This window comes from Corynebacterium sp. 51B, from assembly GCF_008930785.1.
In the GTDB taxonomy this organism is placed as follows: Bacteria; Actinomycetota; Actinomycetes; order Mycobacteriales; family Mycobacteriaceae; genus Corynebacterium; species Corynebacterium megadyptis.
This window is the reverse complement of record NZ_PQMK01000001.1, coordinates 315,264-329,764: the sequence shown is the minus strand read 5'-3', so window position 1 is coordinate 329,764 and position 14,501 is coordinate 315,264. Positions and strand designations below refer to the sequence as shown.

Genomic DNA, 14,501 nt, shown 5'->3' with positions numbered 1-14,501 from the left:
TTGAAGAAAAGAGGCCAGCCCGTGGCTTCACCATCGTCTTGTCACTGCTCTACCCACGGCGTCGCCGCCCCCGAGGGAACCCCTGTGGTGGCCCTCGTCGGATCCCCCAACGCCGGCAAGTCCACCCTGCTCAACGCCCTCACCGGCACCAAGGCCCGCACCGGTAACTGGCCGGGTACCACGGTAGAAACCTCGCGTGTGCTGTGGAAGCACAATGGACATACCTTCGATCTCATCGATTTCCCCGGTGCCTATTCCTTGGATCCCGTCAGCCCCGATGAGCAACTCACCGCCGATGTGCTCATCGACGGCCCCGATGAGGAGAAGCCCGACTGCGTGATCGCGGTCGTGGATGCCTCCAACTTGGCCCGCAGTTTGTACATGATCTCCCAGCTGGCCGAGCAGCCCCTGCGGGTTGTGGTGGCCCTGAGTAAAAACGATATGGCTGCCGCCAAGGGCGTGCCGGTGGATGCCCGCGCCCTGTCCGCGGCACTGGGCATGCCGGTAATCGACGTGGACCCACGGCGCATGAAGAATGTTGAGGCCCTGCCACAGGCGGTGGAATTGGAGCTCAACACGCCGAAGACCCAGCGTCGACAAGCGCCCGCGGATGAGTTCGACGCCGCCGATGAACGCTTCGCCTATATTGACGCGGCCGTCCAGGCGGCGGTGAATAATGAGGGCGAGCACGGCCCCAGCATGTCCGAGAGGATCGACGCCGTGGCGCTGAACCGCTGGGCGGGGCTCCTGGTGTTCCTCGGAGTGATGTGGCTGGTATTCCAGATCACCACCACCGTGGCGGTACCGCTGCAAGACGCCCTCGATAACCTATTCAGCGGCCCGGTGAGCGATGGCGCTCGATCCCTGCTCGGCGCGGTGGGGCTGGGCGGGGGAGTGATCGAGGCCCTGCTGGTCGATGGCATCATTGCCGGCGTGGGCATGGTGCTCACCTTCGCCCCGCTGATGGCGTTGATGTTTATCTGCTTGGCCGTGTTGGAAGACTCCGGTTATATGGCCCGTGCGGCTGTGGTGACCGATCGCGTGATGCGCACCATCGGCCTGCCCGGCACCGCCTTCATCCCACTGATCGTGGGCTATGGCTGCAATGTTCCGGCCATCTCGGCGACGCGCGTGCTGCCCAACCCGCGCCAGCGGCTGCTCACCGCGCTGCTGATTCCTTTCACCTCCTGCTCGGCGCGCCTGACGGTGTATGTGATGCTCGCGGCGACCTTCTTCCCGCAGCACGCAGGAACCACGGTTTTTGCCATGTACCTCATCTCAATCGTGCTGATTGTCTGCACCGGTTTATTGATGCGCGGCACCCTGTGGCGCAATATGCCCTCGGATCCGCTGGTGATCGATCTGCCGGACTATCAGGTGCCTCGGCTGCGGCTGACCCTGGCCTCCGCCTGGGTGCGGCTGCGCGGCTTCTTGCACACCGCCGGTACGATTATCGTCGCCACCGTCACCGTCGTGTTCCTACTGCAATCCATCCCCGTCACCGACGAGTACTCCTTCGCCGATGAGAACCTCAGCCCCCGCGAAAGCGTCTACGGCCAAGTCTCCGAGACGATCGCGCCTATATTCGAGCCGGCCGGTTTCGGCTCCTGGTCCATCACCGGCACGCTGATTACCGGTTTCGTGGCCAAGGAGGCCGTGATCGCCTCGTGGGCGCAAACCTATGCGCTCGACGATGTCACCGATGACACCCCCACAGAGCAGGCCTCCTCGCCGCTGGCTAAGGCCGTCCGCGCCGATTTTGAGCAGACCTCCGGCGGCCATACTCTCGCCGCAGTCTGGGCGTTTATGATCTTCATCCTCGCCTATACCCCGTGCGTGGCCACGCTGGCCGCACAGCGCAGAGAAATCGGTTTGAAGTGGACCGTGGTGGGCATCTGCTTCCAGCTGCTGACCGCGTGGGTACTGGCTGTTGCCGTATTCCAGGTACTCAGGCTCATCCTCTAAACCCACTGCCCAGCTACGGCCCCTATCCACCATCGCCGCGCCTGCACGATGCGTATGAACGCGCACCTTGTGGCCAGCACCATTCGCTACGAGGCGGGCGGCGCGGCACTATCTCGGCCCCGCGATACCTCGCCCGGCCAGTCCTTTCCTCTCCAATCTAAGGCAGTGACATTGCCATGACCGCACCATCGTCGTCGACCACCTCCGAAGCCAGCGCCGATTCCACCGCACCGGTACGCCCGCTCAGCGCCATCCGCACAGCCATCCTGGACGGCGCCAGCACCATCGGCAGTATTTCCGCTGCCACCGGCTTGAGCGCCTCCGTTATTCGCGCCGGGCTCGACCAGCTCGAAAGAATGAACCTGCTCACCCGAAAACTCCAAGTATCGGCCTGTTCCACCTCCCGCTCCTGCGCGAGCTGCACCGACCACGGCTCCTGCGAGGTTCCCACCCACAGCGAGAGCAAGGGCGGAATCGTCACCCTCAGCCTCCGCCCGCTGCCACCGCGTGGCTAAGACGTCGATACGCGGCGGCAGGGAAGAGCGCAGTGCCCACCGCGAGCGCGGGAGTGCGCCCGGCAGAAGGAATGTCGCAGGTGAGACGCGCACTACTGTAGTATCGCGGATACGATGACAGATTCTCATGATGAACTTATGACTGAGGCATTCCGCGATCACCGCCCCACCGTGGTGCCGGAGGAACGCGACGCCGGTCGAGACCACACCGGACTCATTTCTGCCAAACCCGCCGCGGCCCCCGCCACCGAGGATCCCACCACCGGTGAGCTTGAGCTCGAGGAGCGCGGCCGCTTCCGCCACATCACCCGCGACACCCAGATTCGCCGCACCGAGCGCGATGACGGCTATGACGTGGAGTACCGCAAACTCCGCCTCGAGCGCGTCATCCTCGTCGGCGTATGGACCGAGGGCACCAGCGCCGAAATCGAGGCCACCCTCGCCGAGTTGCAAGCCTTGGCCGAAACCGCCGGCTCCGAAGTCGTCGAGGTGCTCTACCAAAAGCGAGACAAACCGGATCCAGGAACCTATATCGGCGCCGGCAAGGTCACCGAGCTGCGCCACCTCGTGGAAGCCACCGATGCTGACACAGTGGTCTGCGATGGCGAGCTCAGCCCCGGCCAGATGATCGCCCTCGAGAAGGCCCTGGACGTCAAGGTCGTCGACCGCACCATGCTCATTCTCGATATCTTCGCCCAGCACGCGAAGTCCAATGAGGGTAAGGCGCAGGTGGCGCTCGCCCAGATGGAATACCTCATCACCCGCGTCCGCGGCTGGGGTGGGGCGCTGTCCCGCCAGGCAGGTGGTCGCGCCGGGTCGAATGGTGGCGTTGGCCTGCGCGGTCCCGGTGAAACCAAGATCGAGGCCGACCGTCGCCGCCTGCGCTCGGACATGGCCAAGCTGCGCAAGGAGATCGCAGGGATGAAGACCTCCCGTGATATCAAGCGCGCCCGGCGCCAGCGCTCGACCACCCCGCAAATCGCGATTGCCGGCTATACCAATGCCGGCAAGTCCTCCTTGATCAATGCCCTCACCGGCGCCGGTGTGCTGGTGGAGGATGCGCTGTTCGCCACCCTGGACCCCACCACCCGGCGCGCCGAGCTCGCCGATGGTCGCAGTGTCATCTTCACCGATACGGTCGGTTTCGTCCGGCACCTGCCCACCCACCTAGTGGAGGCGTTTCGCTCCACATTGGAGGAGATCCTCGAGGCCGATCTGTTGCTGCACGTGGTCGATGGCTCGGATCCCTTCCCGCTGAAGCAGATCGAGGCCGTGAATGAGGTGATCACCGATATCGTGCGCGAGCAAGACACCCAGGCCCCGCCGGAGATCATTGTGGTGAACAAGATCGACCAGGCAGATCCGCTGGTGCTCGCCGAGGCCAAGGCCGTGTTGGATGATTGCGTGTTCGTCTCTGCGCACACGGGCGAGGGCATCGCCGAGCTGCAGGCCCGCATTGAGCTATTCCTCAACAGCCTCGACGCGCATGTGGAGATGCTCATTCCCTTCACCGATGGTGATGTGGTGGCGCGGCTGCACGATCAGGCCACCGTCTTGGGCGAGGAGTATGGCGAGGAGGGCACCACCATGGATGTGCGTTTGCCCCAGCAGCTGGCCGCGGAGCTCGCCCGCTACGTGGTGCACACGCACTAAGGCACAAGCGCTTATCGACGTCCTCTCGCTGGATCCGCTAACGCCATCGCCGCAGAGGGGCCCTCGGGCGGTGTCGCCCCGTCTGGGCTGAGGTGCTCTCTGCTGCGCACCCTGCGCGTTATAGAGTGGGGGTTTGTGAATAATCCCGCGAAATCTCAAAACACCTCCTCCCGCTCGAGTGATAGCGCCGGCCGCGGCGGAACGGGGCCGCTGGGCCTCGGCTGGTCGGTGCATGGTGATGGCAAAAGGATCCTGCCCGGCGCGGTGGTGGCCCCCGAGGAGCGACTGAGCTGGTCGCGCACCATCGGCATCGGCATGCAGCATGTGATCGCCATGTTTGGTGCGACGCTGCTGGTGCCCACCCTCACCGGCTTCCCCGTGAACACCACGTTGTTGTTCTCAGGGTTGGGCACGATGCTCTTCTTGCTCGTCACCCGCAACCGGCTGCCCTCCTATTTGGGCAGTTCTTTTGCGTTCATCGCGCCGCTGAGCGCTACCCAAGGCTCGGGTATCGGCACCCAAATCGGTGGCGTGCTCATCGCCGGTCTGACCTTGGTGCTGGTGGGTGTGATCGTGAAGGCCGCCGGCAAGCAGGTGATTGATGCGGTGATGCCGCCGGCGGTGACCGGCGCCATTGTGGCCCTGATCGGGCTGAATCTGGCCCCCACCGCGGCCGGAAACTTCCAAACCCAGCCGCTCGTGGCCACGGTGACACTGCTGGTGATTCTCGGCGCCACCGTGGCCGGGCGCGGCATGGTCTCCCGCCTGGGCATCCTCATTGGTGTGCTCGTGGGATGGATTTTTGCTGCGCTGACCGGCAACCTGCCCGAGGGCGCCGTGGACACTATCGACGCCGCCCCATGGGTGGGGCTGCCTACCTTCCACAGCCCGCACTTCGAGCTCAGCGCGATTCTGGTGACCCTGCCGGTGGTGATCGTGCTGATCGCGGAGAATGTGGGCCACGTGAAAGCCGTGTCCGAAATGACGGGCCGGGATATGGATGATCTGGCAGGCGATGCGCTCATGGCCGATGGTATGGCCACCATGCTCGCGGGTGGTTTCGGCGGCTCCGGCACCACCACCTACGCGGAGAATATCGGCGTCATGGCCGCCACCAAAGTCTATTCCACCGCCGCCTATTGGGTCGCTGCCTTCACCGCGGTAGCGCTCGCCTTCATCCCGAAGTTCGGGGCGCTAATTTTCACCATTCCTGTCGGCGTCTTGGGCGGGGCCACCTTGGTGCTCTATGGCCTGATCGGCATGCTGGGAGTGCGGATCTGGCAGGACAACCGCGTCAATTTCAATAACCCCGTTAATCTCATGGCCGCGGCCGTGGCGCTAGTCGCCGGCATCGGCAATCTCACCTTGTCTATTGGCTCGATCTCGCTGGAGGGCATCGCCTGGGGCTCTGCTGGGATCATCGTGTTCTATCCCGTGATGATGAAGCTCTACCGCAGCCTCGGTGAGGGGCGCTACGCCCCGGCCGAGCGCCCCGCCTAGTCCGCATAGCTGCGTCAAACACAACTGCCGCCCACCATGTGGTGGGCGGCAGTAGATGTATCTGCGGGAGCGAAGGATTACTCGGCGTCGAGATCCTTCTCGATCAGAGCAGCGATCTTCTCCACAGCCTCGGCGTTGTCGGAGGTGACAACAACCTCGTCACCCTTCTCGGCGCCGAGGGCCATGATCATCAGGGAGGAGGCGGCGTCGGTGTCCTCGTCGTCGTCACCAACGAGGTTGAGGAAGATGTCCTCGTCGAATTCACCGGCAGCCTCGGCGATGATGGTGGCGGGGCGGGCGTGGAGGCCGACAGCGGAGCCGACAGTCACGGTCTTAGAAGCCATAATGGATAATGTCCTTTCTATAAAAGGGTGTCTACGCTAGCCCCACTGTGGAAGCAGGGGGCCTTAATAGTTCTCACCCAAGGATAGTCACATCCGTGGATAAAAGCAGCTTGCGTAACACCCGAGGTGGGATGTTTTAGTAGAGATGCCGCAGCTTACACCTGCGCTGTGGCATTTCTCTCGTGACCAGAGTCCACGCCGGTGGCGCCGGCGGCGCCGAGCGAGACCTGATCAGAGTCTTAGTAGCGATCACGCACACCGCGCTCACTGTTACTCCGGCGAGCAGAGAGACGAGAAAGCCGGTGATCGGCGTGATGGCGAAAAGTACGAAGATGCCGCCATGTGGGGCGTGGGATGCCACGCCCAGGCCCATGGATAGCGCCCCAGTGACCGCACCGCCAGCCATCATCGAGGGGATCACGCGCAGCGGATCGGCGGCAGCGAAGGGGATCGCCCCTTCGGAGACGAAGCTCAAGCCCAGCACCCACGCCGACTTGCCGTTATCTACCTCGGCCGTGCTAAACGCGGAGGCGCACAGCCAGGTGGCGAGCGAGAGCGCGAGGGGCGGAACCATGCCGGCCGCCATCACCGTAGCCATGATGTGCAGCGAGGCCTCATCGCCGGTGGACAGTCCCGCGGTGGCGAAGAGATACGCCGCTTTGTTCACCGGGCCGCCGAGATCGACGCACATCATCACTCCGAGCACAATGCCGAGCAGCACCGCGGAGGATTCGGACATGCCTGCCAGGCCCTGGCGAAGCCCCGTCATGACCGCCTCGAGGGGACGGGCTAAAAGCAGGAACACCACAAGCCCGACGCTGAGGGTGCTCAGCAGTGGAATGATCACCACCGGCATGAGCGAGCGCAGCACCTGTGGCACGCGCCAGCTGGCGATCCAAGCACTCACCGCACCGGCAATCAGCCCGGTGATGAGCCCGCCGATGAAGCCGGCGCCCACCGCCACCGAGATCGCGCCGCCCACAAAACCAGGGGCGATACCGGGGCGATCGGCGAGCGCATAGGCGATATAGCCGGAGAGTGCGGCCACGATGAAGCCCATTGCGGCCTGACCGGTGGCGATAAGCACGGCGCCGATATAGACGGCGAGCGCGGGCCGGTCGAAGGAGACGGCAGCGCCAGTCTGGCTCATAAACTCCGTCGGTGGCAGAGTGCTGAGCGAGTATTGGGCGAGGATGCTCTGCCAGTAGCTGGAGGTCTCCACCCCGCCCACCAGATAGCCGAGGGCCAGCAGCAGACCGCCGGCGGCGACGAAGGGGATCATATAGGACACCCCGGTCATCACTGCTTGCTGCGTGCGGGTGAGCCAGCCTGCCTGCCCGGCACGGCGCTCGGGGGTGGCGGCGGGAGCGGATGTAGCCACGGTGGGTGCCGCGGGGTTATCCGCCGCAGCAAGCGCCTCATCCAGCAGCGCCGCCGGCTCGTTGATGGCTCGCTTCACCCCCGACTCGACCACGGGTGTGGCGGCGAAGCGCTGGCGGTCGTGTATTCCTACATCGCTGGCAAAGATCACGGCATCGGCGGCGGCGATCACTGCCGGATCGAGTGGCTCGAGCGAGGAGGAGCCCTGGGCTTCTACCTGTAGGTCCACATCCGCGCGCTCTGCGGCGGCGGCTTTGAGAGCATCGGCGGCCATATAGGTATGCGCGATTCCGGTGGGGCAGGCGGTCACCGCCACGATGCGGCGGGTTCGCGGCTGCGGGGACGTGGCGGCACTGCGTGGGCGGCGTTGCGTGGCGGAGAGCGCAGCGGCGACCGCGCGCACCACCTCTTCGCGGGAGGTGGCGTCGCGAAGCACGGTGCGGAAATCCTGCTGCACCAACGCCCGCGCCAAACGCGAGAGGATGCGCATGTGCTCGGCGCTGCCGTTCTCCGGTGCGGCGATGAGGAAGATGAGATCGGCGTCGCCATCGGGGCCGGAGAAATCCACGGGACGGCTCAGCCGCGCGAAGGCCACGGTGGGCGCGGTGACGGCAGAGCTACGGCAGTGGGGGATAGCGACGCGGCCGGCGACACCCGTGCCGGCGGAGTCCTCGCGGGTGAGGGCGGCGTCGGCAAGCGCCGCGGCGGAACGTGCTCGCCCGGCATCGGCAATGCGCGTGGCCAAGGCGGAGATGACATCTGCGGGCCGCGCCCCCAAGTCGACGTCCACAGAGACCACGGACTCGGTGATGATGGAGTCTGTCATGAAGCGGTGTGTCCTCGCTCTACGGTGCGCTTTATAGCTTGTCGACGTCCACCCGGATGGCTGCGGCATCCGCGGCGCTAGGAATCATCGTGCCCGGCTTGAGGGTCGCTGCGGTGCCATAGGACACCGCCAGCTTCAGGGCATGGCAGGGGCTGTCGCCGCGGGTGCGGGCCATGGCATAGCCGGCAAGGGTACAGTCGCCGGCCCCGACCGTGGAGACAGGGGTGATCGCCTCGCTCCGGGCCACCCACGAGCCTTCTGTGGTGGTCAGCACCGCACCAGCCGCGCCGAGAGTGGTGATGCAGGTGCTCAATCCCCGGGCGATGAGATGGCTGGCGGCCTCGGCCACCGGTGCGTAGTCGCCCGCGTGGGCGCTGGCCTCGAGGCGGGAGCCAGAGACGCCGACAATCTGCCCCAGTTCCATGCCGTTGGGCTTCAACACATCAAGCTGCAGCGATTCCAGCTGCGGTGCGAGGGCGCGCAGCGGGTCATCGGAGGTGTCAATGGCGAGTGGGAGCTGCGGGACGGCGTCGTGAAGCGTGCGGGCAAGCGTGCAATAGAAATCCACGTCCACGCCGCGGGGCAGGGAACCGGCCAGCACCATGTAATCGGCCTCGGCGGCATGCTCGACGAGCGTGGACAAGGCGGCATCCACATCGAGCGGGCTGAGCACCGGGCCGGGGCCGTTGAGCTTGGTGGTCTCCCCAGCGCTATCGGTGATGGTGATATTCGTGCGCACCGTACCCGAGGAGGGAGTGGCCTCGAAGGGGATGGGGGTTTCCTGCATGACCATGAGAAAAGGATCAGTCGCCCGAGCAGGCAGGACAGCGAGGGTATCCTCCCCGGCGAGGGCGCAGGCATGGGCCACATTGATTCCCTTACCGCCAGCGAAATCGATCGTTTCGCTCAGACGCTGCACAGAGCCGGGGCTGAGCGGCTCCGCGAGCGACAGCGTGCGATCCAGGCTCGGGTTGGGGGTGAATGTGACGATCACGGGTGCACGACCTCTATTCCGTGGGCTTCTAGGGTGTCTCTGTAGTGGCTGTTGACGTTTTCATCGGTGACCACATAGTCCACATCGCTCATATCGGCGAAGGTGACCATGTAGTCCTGCCCGAACTTCGAGGAGTCACAGAGCGCAATCACTGTGGAGGCATTGTGCACCATCATTCTTTTGATCGCCGCCTCAGAAGGATCGGGGGTAGACAACCCATGTGCCTCGCTGAGGCCGTTCGTGCCCATAATGGCGATATCAGCGCGCAAGGCGGAGATGGTGTCCACAGCCTGCTCCCCAATGACCGAACGGGTGAAGGCGCGCATCGTGCCGCCCACCAGATTCACCCCAGGTACGCCGGCGGCGGCCAAGGTGATGCCGATAGACAAGGAATTGGTCACAATCGTCCACGACTGCTCACTGTAGCGCTCAGCCATCACGCTGGCGAGGGTATTGGTGGAGGTACCAGCGTCCATAAAGATAGCTGCGGGCCCATCTGGGATGAGGGTGGCCGCGAGCTCACCGATGGTGCGCTTTTCGCGGGAACGCTCGAGCTCGGCGGCCGCATAGGAACGGCGCGACTGCTGCCCAGACTGGTGCACCACGGCGCCGCCATGGACCCGCTGCAATAATCCAGCATTCTCCAATTGTTTGAGATCCCGACGAATCGTCTCTGGGGTGACATTAAAACGGGTCGCCAGCTCAGCCACCGAGGAGTGGCCCTGCGTGTTCGTCAGCGAGGAAATCTCTCCTCTGCGCTGATGGACAGAAAGCATACGTGTCAGCCCTTAGTGATCGTGTGTTGAGGGGCGCGGGAGCACAGCCGAGCGGCGATGGCAGTGGGGATGTGGTGAACACCACACACGCCACCGTGCCATGGAGGACGGTGCGGTCCGGCGGGGGTCACAAAGTACAGGTGACGGGCCCTACACCCTTCTCGGGAGGGGGCATCCTGAGAATGTTGTTCAATGTATCTGTTTACGCCCATTTATGTGGGTTTGTCAAAAGTGTGATGTTGGATTTTGTTCCATTTTTTGCCGCTCGGACATCATGGCCGTGCTATATTGAGTCCCTAGGCTCCGAGCACAATGTTCCTGTCATAGTGACCGGCATCAATCGGTGCGACAGACTATCTACATATCACCGTCTCGCGGTGCAGTGTGAGCAGCATGACACTGTTCGTGGCATCCCTTACATAGGATGGACAGCACAGATAGTAACCAAACCATCACACGACGCCCATATAAGAAAGGTGTCCCGCTTCATGACTGATACCTCCCAAGCCACCACATACAAGGGAACCGGCGTTGTGCCGGGCGTATGCTACGCCGAGGCCGTGTGGATTCGTCCACGCCCCGCTCTACCCACCTCGGGTCCCGTTATTGAAGAGGAGCAGCGCGACGCCGAGTTTGAGCGCTTCCAAGCTGCTGCCGCCACGGTGGCGGAACGCCTCGAAAACCGCTCGGCCGATGCCGTCGACCACGCCAAGGAGATTCTCAAAGCCACCGCCGGAATGGTGCGGGACAAGGGCTGGCAGAAGACCGTGCGCAAGGCCATCCGCGGCGGCCACCCGGCCGAGTATGCCGTGGTGACGGCCACCAATAAGTTCATCACCATGTTCGAGACCGCCGGCGGCGTGATGGCAGAGCGCGTGACCGACCTCCGCGATATCCGCGACCGCGTGATCGCCGAGCTGCGCGGCGAGCAAGAACCCGGCCTGCCGGCCGTGAACAAGGAAGTCGTGCTTTTCGCCGATGACCTCTCCCCGGCGGATACCGCGGCGCTCGACACCACCTACTTCACCGCGCTCGTCACCGAGCTGGGCGGGCCCACCAGCCACACCGCTATTCTGGCCCGCCAGCTGGGCGTGCCCTGTATCGTTGCCGCGGGCAAGGGCATCCACGAGATCGAATCCGGCACCGAGGTGCTCGTCGATGGTGCCATGGGCACCGTCTCCACCCACGCCGATCCGGAGTTCGCTGCCGCCGAGGTACGCAAGTCCCGCGAGATGGCCGAGCGCGTCGCCCGCTGGCGTGGCCCCGCCCAGACCATGGACGGCCATCGCGTGCAGCTCTTGGCCAATGTCCAGGATGGCAACGCCGCCCGCGTGGCCGCCCAAACCCCGGCCGAGGGCATTGGCCTCTTCCGCACCGAGATGTGCTTCTTGTCCGCCACCTCCGAGCCCTCCGTTGAGGAGCAGGCAGAGGTGTATAAGAAGGTGCTGTCGGTGTTCCCCTCCAACAAGGTTGTGGTGCGCTCCCTCGACGCCGGCTCGGATAAGCCGGTGGCCTTCGCCAATATGGCAGAGGAAGAAAACCCCGCGCTTGGTGTGCGTGGTCTCCGTATCGCCCGCGCAAATGAGGACCTGCTCACGCGCCAGCTCGACGCCATCGCCCTGGCCAGCGAGAGCTTGGGCCGCGATGAAGCCGCTCCCACTTGGGTGATGGCACCGATGGTGGCCACCGCCCGCGAGGCCAAGTGGTTCGCCGGCCTGTGCCGCGAGCGCAACCTCATCCCCGGCGCCATGATCGAGGTTCCGGCCGCTGCCTTGATGGCGGATAAGCTCATGCCGCATCTGGACTTCGTCTCCATCGGCACCAATGACCTCACGCAGTACACCATGGCCGCCGATCGCATGTCGCCGCAGCTGGCGTATCTCACCGATCCGTGGCAGCCCGCGGTGCTGCGCCTGATCGAGCGCACCTGCGAGCAGGGCAAGGAAACGAACACCGCCGTGGGCGTGTGCGGCGAGGCTGCGGCCGACCCGGCACTGGCCTGTGTGCTCACCGGCCTCGGCGTTAATTCGCTCTCTGCCGCCGCCACCGCCATTGCCGGCGTTGGCGCCCAGCTGGCGCATGTCACTCTCGAGGAGTGCCAGCACGCCGCTGCCGTGGCACTGGACTCCGCCGGCGCCACCGAGGCCAAGGGCGCAGTGCGCGAACTGCTCGGCCTCTAAACTGTCGCGGCCTTGACACACCGCGCCGGCGACTACCTGATCATCTCTCGTAGTCGCCGGCGCGGTGTTGATGTTTGTGGGGCGTATCGACGCAGCCCTAAAGGGGGAGTATCTCCACCTGGTCACAGCGGGCGCCGTCCTTGGTGGGCATGAACGAGTGCAGGCTATCGCCCTCGGCGGCGCCGAAGGCCACAGCGAGCCGCAGCTGCTCCTCTAAGGGCGCATCCTCGCACACCCCGAGCTGGAAACCGGCGACGAGACTATCGCGCCACGGGATAGACATATAGCCCGGCGTGCCGGTGTAGCGCCCGAGCGCGCTCATGGATTCCGTGAGCAGCAGGCTGTGGCAGCGATCAATACCAATGAGAAGGGTATGGATGCCAGCATCGAGCAAGGGCTGGCAGGTGCGGGCCAGCTCCTGAGCGGCGGACTCCGGCTCGGCACGGAGGTGGGAGCGCAGCTCATCGACGTCGCTGCGCGCCCAGGTGGCGATGTCCTCGAGGTGGCACATCACGGAATGCGGGGCAATAGTGCCCACCTGGCGCAAAACGGCCTGCAGCGCCGGCCCCGTCGAGGCGATAGAGACCTTCTTGGTGGGGTGGTAGAGGCACAGACTGCGCAGCACATCCGAATACCAGCCGTGAGTAGCCACAATAGGCAGCGGGCCGGTAAGTAGCACCGATCCGCGATGCTCGGCTGCGGCGACCGTCTTATCCCGCAGCATCGCCAGCTGGTGGCTATCGAGCGGCATCGGCGGATCCCGGAACTCGGTGGTGGTCAGATCCGACTCGATCACGGCAGAGTGCATGGGAATCGGGCCGGGCACCTCGATAAAGTCATGCGCCAAGCCCATCTCAGTGATCAGGCGCATGTAGTGGCTGATCTGTGGGGCTGGGAAGAGGGCCTGGGCGGACTGGCCCGCCAAATAGAGGGCATAGGCCACGTTGGTGCCGGTACCGCCGGCGGTGATGCCCACATCGTTGAAGTGGTTGACCTCGCCGGGAGCAATGGGGGAGGAGATGCGCGCCGCGCGCTGCAGCACGGGGGTGGGGGTGACGCAGAGAATCATTGGGCGCACACCACATGAACGCCGCGCTCGCGCAGGTTATCCACGAACGTCTGCGGTGCGCCCGCATCCGTAATGAGCACATCGATATCGGTGATCGAGGCGAAGCTCACCAAATAATCACTGCCCAGTTTGGTGGAGTCGCACAACACAACGACCTTGCGAGCATTGGTAATCATGGCGCGTTTCACCGCGGCCTCCTGGGAGTCCGCAGTGGAGAGGCCGTGATCGAGCGTTAGGGCATTGGTGCCGATGAAGGCGACGTCGGCACGCATCAGCGCGAGGGTGCGTAGTGCGGTATCGCCGACCACAGCCTGGGTGATGGCGCGAACAGAGCCGCCGAGGAGCTGCACCTCATCCAAACCGTTGCTGGCCAAGTGCATCGCGTGGGCGAGGCAGTTCGTCACAATCGACCAGGCGCGGGCATTGGGGTGTTCGGAAATAAGCTCACAGAGGGCGGAAATAGAGGTGCCGGCGTCGAGGAACATCCCGCCCGAGCGCTCGGGGAGAAAATCCATAGCAGCGCGGGCGATGGCGGATTTTGCCCCAGAGGCGGAGCGGGAGCGGGCATCCACACTGAACTCGGCAGTCTGGAAACTCTGGCTCGCCACCGCGCCGCCATGCACGCGGTGCACGGTGCCCTCGGAGTCCAAGACGGCGAGATCGCGGCGAATGGTCTCTGCGGTGACACCAAACTTGGTGGCCAATTCCGTGACATTCACGCGGCCTTCGATGGATGTCAGGGAGGCAATTTGTCTCCGGCGTTCTTCGGCGTACATCGGTGTCCACTTCTCCTCAAGTTAGAACAAACGCGTCCGCATACAGCCGCGCTCGCGTCAACAGCTGGGGCAGACCATATACAGATAATCCACCCACTGTGCGGGGCACCAACGGCGACGCTGTGGCATATAGTCGGCGCATCGGGCGAGGCGGCGTGTGCGAAAATAAAAGTTCACGGCCTGCACTATGTGGGTTTGTTATCGAATTATGTAGATCCATTTTCGCACGATCGGGCGGGAACCTAGAAAGAATCGGACCAAATTCCACACATGGGTGTGGCATTACTCCGCATTATGTCCGGCCTCCGCCCCCGTAGGGTGCGCTATCGGTGGATGCAGAGGCAGGTGTGCTGCGGTGATGAGCTGCGCTGACACTCAGCTTCGGCGGCAAGGCAGAGAGTGTGATGTCCGATGTTGTTACATTGGCTACAGCAGGGCCTCAAGCACAGTAAAAACCCCACGAATGAGGGTAGTTTCCTGTTCGTGGGGTGAGAAGTATGTGGCCTCAGGCGCGAGCTACGCG

The 14,501-nt window shown here is 64.2% G+C and carries 11 protein-coding genes; 5 read left to right on the top strand and 6 right to left on the bottom strand.

The window, feature by feature from the left end:
* Positions 1-84: 84 nt before the first annotated feature.
* The 4 genes from feoB (at position 85) to GBB14_RS01420 (ending at position 5,633) form a co-directional block, all read left to right on the top strand.
* Complete coding sequence (feoB, locus tag GBB14_RS01435) at positions 85-1,965, top strand: ferrous iron transport protein B (protein WP_192796102.1); 1,881 nt, start codon at positions 85-87, stop codon at positions 1,963-1,965.
* Positions 1,966-2,141: 176 nt separating this feature from the next.
* Positions 2,142-2,480, top strand: coding sequence for a hypothetical protein (locus GBB14_RS01430; RefSeq protein WP_151528600.1), 339 nt, complete (start codon positions 2,142-2,144; stop codon positions 2,478-2,480).
* Between the two features lie 114 nt (positions 2,481-2,594).
* On the top strand, positions 2,595-4,133 hold the full coding sequence (gene hflX / locus GBB14_RS01425; protein ID WP_151528601.1) for a GTPase HflX: 1,539 nt from the start codon (positions 2,595-2,597) through the stop codon (positions 4,131-4,133).
* 210 nt (positions 4,134-4,343) lie between these two features.
* Positions 4,344-5,633 carry a uracil-xanthine permease family protein gene (locus GBB14_RS01420; RefSeq protein ID WP_151528858.1) on the top strand — a complete coding sequence of 430 codons (1,290 nt, stop codon included), beginning with the start codon at positions 4,344-4,346 and terminating at the stop codon, positions 5,631-5,633.
* Positions 5,634-5,710: 77 nt separating this feature from the next.
* Here the strand turns inward: GBB14_RS01420 and GBB14_RS01415 are convergent, their stop codons facing one another.
* The 4 genes from GBB14_RS01415 to GBB14_RS01400 form a co-directional block, all read right to left on the bottom strand.
* On the bottom strand, positions 5,711-5,977 hold the full coding sequence (locus GBB14_RS01415) for an HPr family phosphocarrier protein (protein WP_151528602.1): 267 nt from the start codon (positions 5,975-5,977) through the stop codon (positions 5,711-5,713).
* Between the two features lie 136 nt (positions 5,978-6,113).
* Positions 6,114-8,183 (bottom strand): fructose-specific PTS transporter subunit EIIC, encoded by a 2,070-nt coding sequence (locus GBB14_RS01410; RefSeq protein WP_151528603.1) that lies wholly within the window; start codon positions 8,181-8,183, stop codon positions 6,114-6,116.
* 31 nt (positions 8,184-8,214) lie between these two features.
* A complete protein-coding gene (locus GBB14_RS01405; RefSeq protein ID WP_151528604.1) occupies positions 8,215-9,177 on the bottom strand; it encodes a 1-phosphofructokinase family hexose kinase in 963 nt (320 codons plus the stop codon).
* On the bottom strand, positions 9,174-9,953 hold the full coding sequence (locus tag GBB14_RS01400; RefSeq protein WP_151528605.1) for a DeoR/GlpR family DNA-binding transcription regulator: 780 nt from the start codon (positions 9,951-9,953) through the stop codon (positions 9,174-9,176). Before GBB14_RS01400 ends, GBB14_RS01405 begins: the two co-directional genes overlap by 4 nt.
* Positions 9,954-10,441: 488 nt before the next feature.
* On the opposite strand from GBB14_RS01400, the gene ptsP reads away from it, so the two are divergent.
* The gene (ptsP, locus tag GBB14_RS01395) at positions 10,442-12,133 is read left to right on the top strand and encodes a phosphoenolpyruvate--protein phosphotransferase (protein WP_151528606.1); all 1,692 of its coding nucleotides are present in this window, start codon (positions 10,442-10,444) and stop codon (positions 12,131-12,133) included.
* A gap of 97 nt (positions 12,134-12,230) precedes the next feature.
* Here the strand turns inward: ptsP and GBB14_RS01390 are convergent, their stop codons facing one another.
* Together GBB14_RS01390 and GBB14_RS01385 are read right to left on the bottom strand one after the other, a co-directional pair.
* On the bottom strand, positions 12,231-13,202 hold the full coding sequence (locus GBB14_RS01390; protein WP_151528607.1) for a 1-phosphofructokinase family hexose kinase: 972 nt from the start codon (positions 13,200-13,202) through the stop codon (positions 12,231-12,233).
* Positions 13,199-13,978 (bottom strand): DeoR/GlpR family DNA-binding transcription regulator, encoded by a 780-nt coding sequence (locus tag GBB14_RS01385; RefSeq protein ID WP_151528608.1) that lies wholly within the window; start codon positions 13,976-13,978, stop codon positions 13,199-13,201. Before GBB14_RS01385 ends, GBB14_RS01390 begins: the two co-directional genes overlap by 4 nt.
* Positions 13,979-14,501 lie beyond the last annotated feature (523 nt).

What these genes read in the sequence shown, in the direction of transcription:
- GBB14_RS01400 (WP_151528605.1), bottom strand. Translation starts at nt 9,953, where the DNA reads ATGCTTTCTGTCCATCAGCGCAGAGGAGAGATTTCCTCGCTGACGAAC.
- ptsP (WP_151528606.1), top strand. Translation starts at nt 10,442, where the DNA reads ATGACTGATACCTCCCAAGCCACCACATACAAGGGAACCGGCGTTGTG.
- GBB14_RS01415 (WP_151528602.1), bottom strand. Translation starts at nt 5,977, where the DNA reads ATGGCTTCTAAGACCGTGACTGTCGGCTCCGCTGTCGGCCTCCACGCC.
- GBB14_RS01390 (WP_151528607.1), bottom strand. Translation starts at nt 13,202, where the DNA reads ATGATTCTCTGCGTCACCCCCACCCCCGTGCTGCAGCGCGCGGCGCGC.
- GBB14_RS01430 (WP_151528600.1), top strand. Translation starts at nt 2,142, where the DNA reads ATGACCGCACCATCGTCGTCGACCACCTCCGAAGCCAGCGCCGATTCC.
- GBB14_RS01410 (WP_151528603.1), bottom strand. Translation starts at nt 8,183, where the DNA reads ATGACAGACTCCATCATCACCGAGTCCGTGGTCTCTGTGGACGTCGAC.
- GBB14_RS01385 (WP_151528608.1), bottom strand. Translation starts at nt 13,978, where the DNA reads ATGTACGCCGAAGAACGCCGGAGACAAATTGCCTCCCTGACATCCATC.
- hflX (WP_151528601.1), top strand. Translation starts at nt 2,595, where the DNA reads ATGACAGATTCTCATGATGAACTTATGACTGAGGCATTCCGCGATCAC.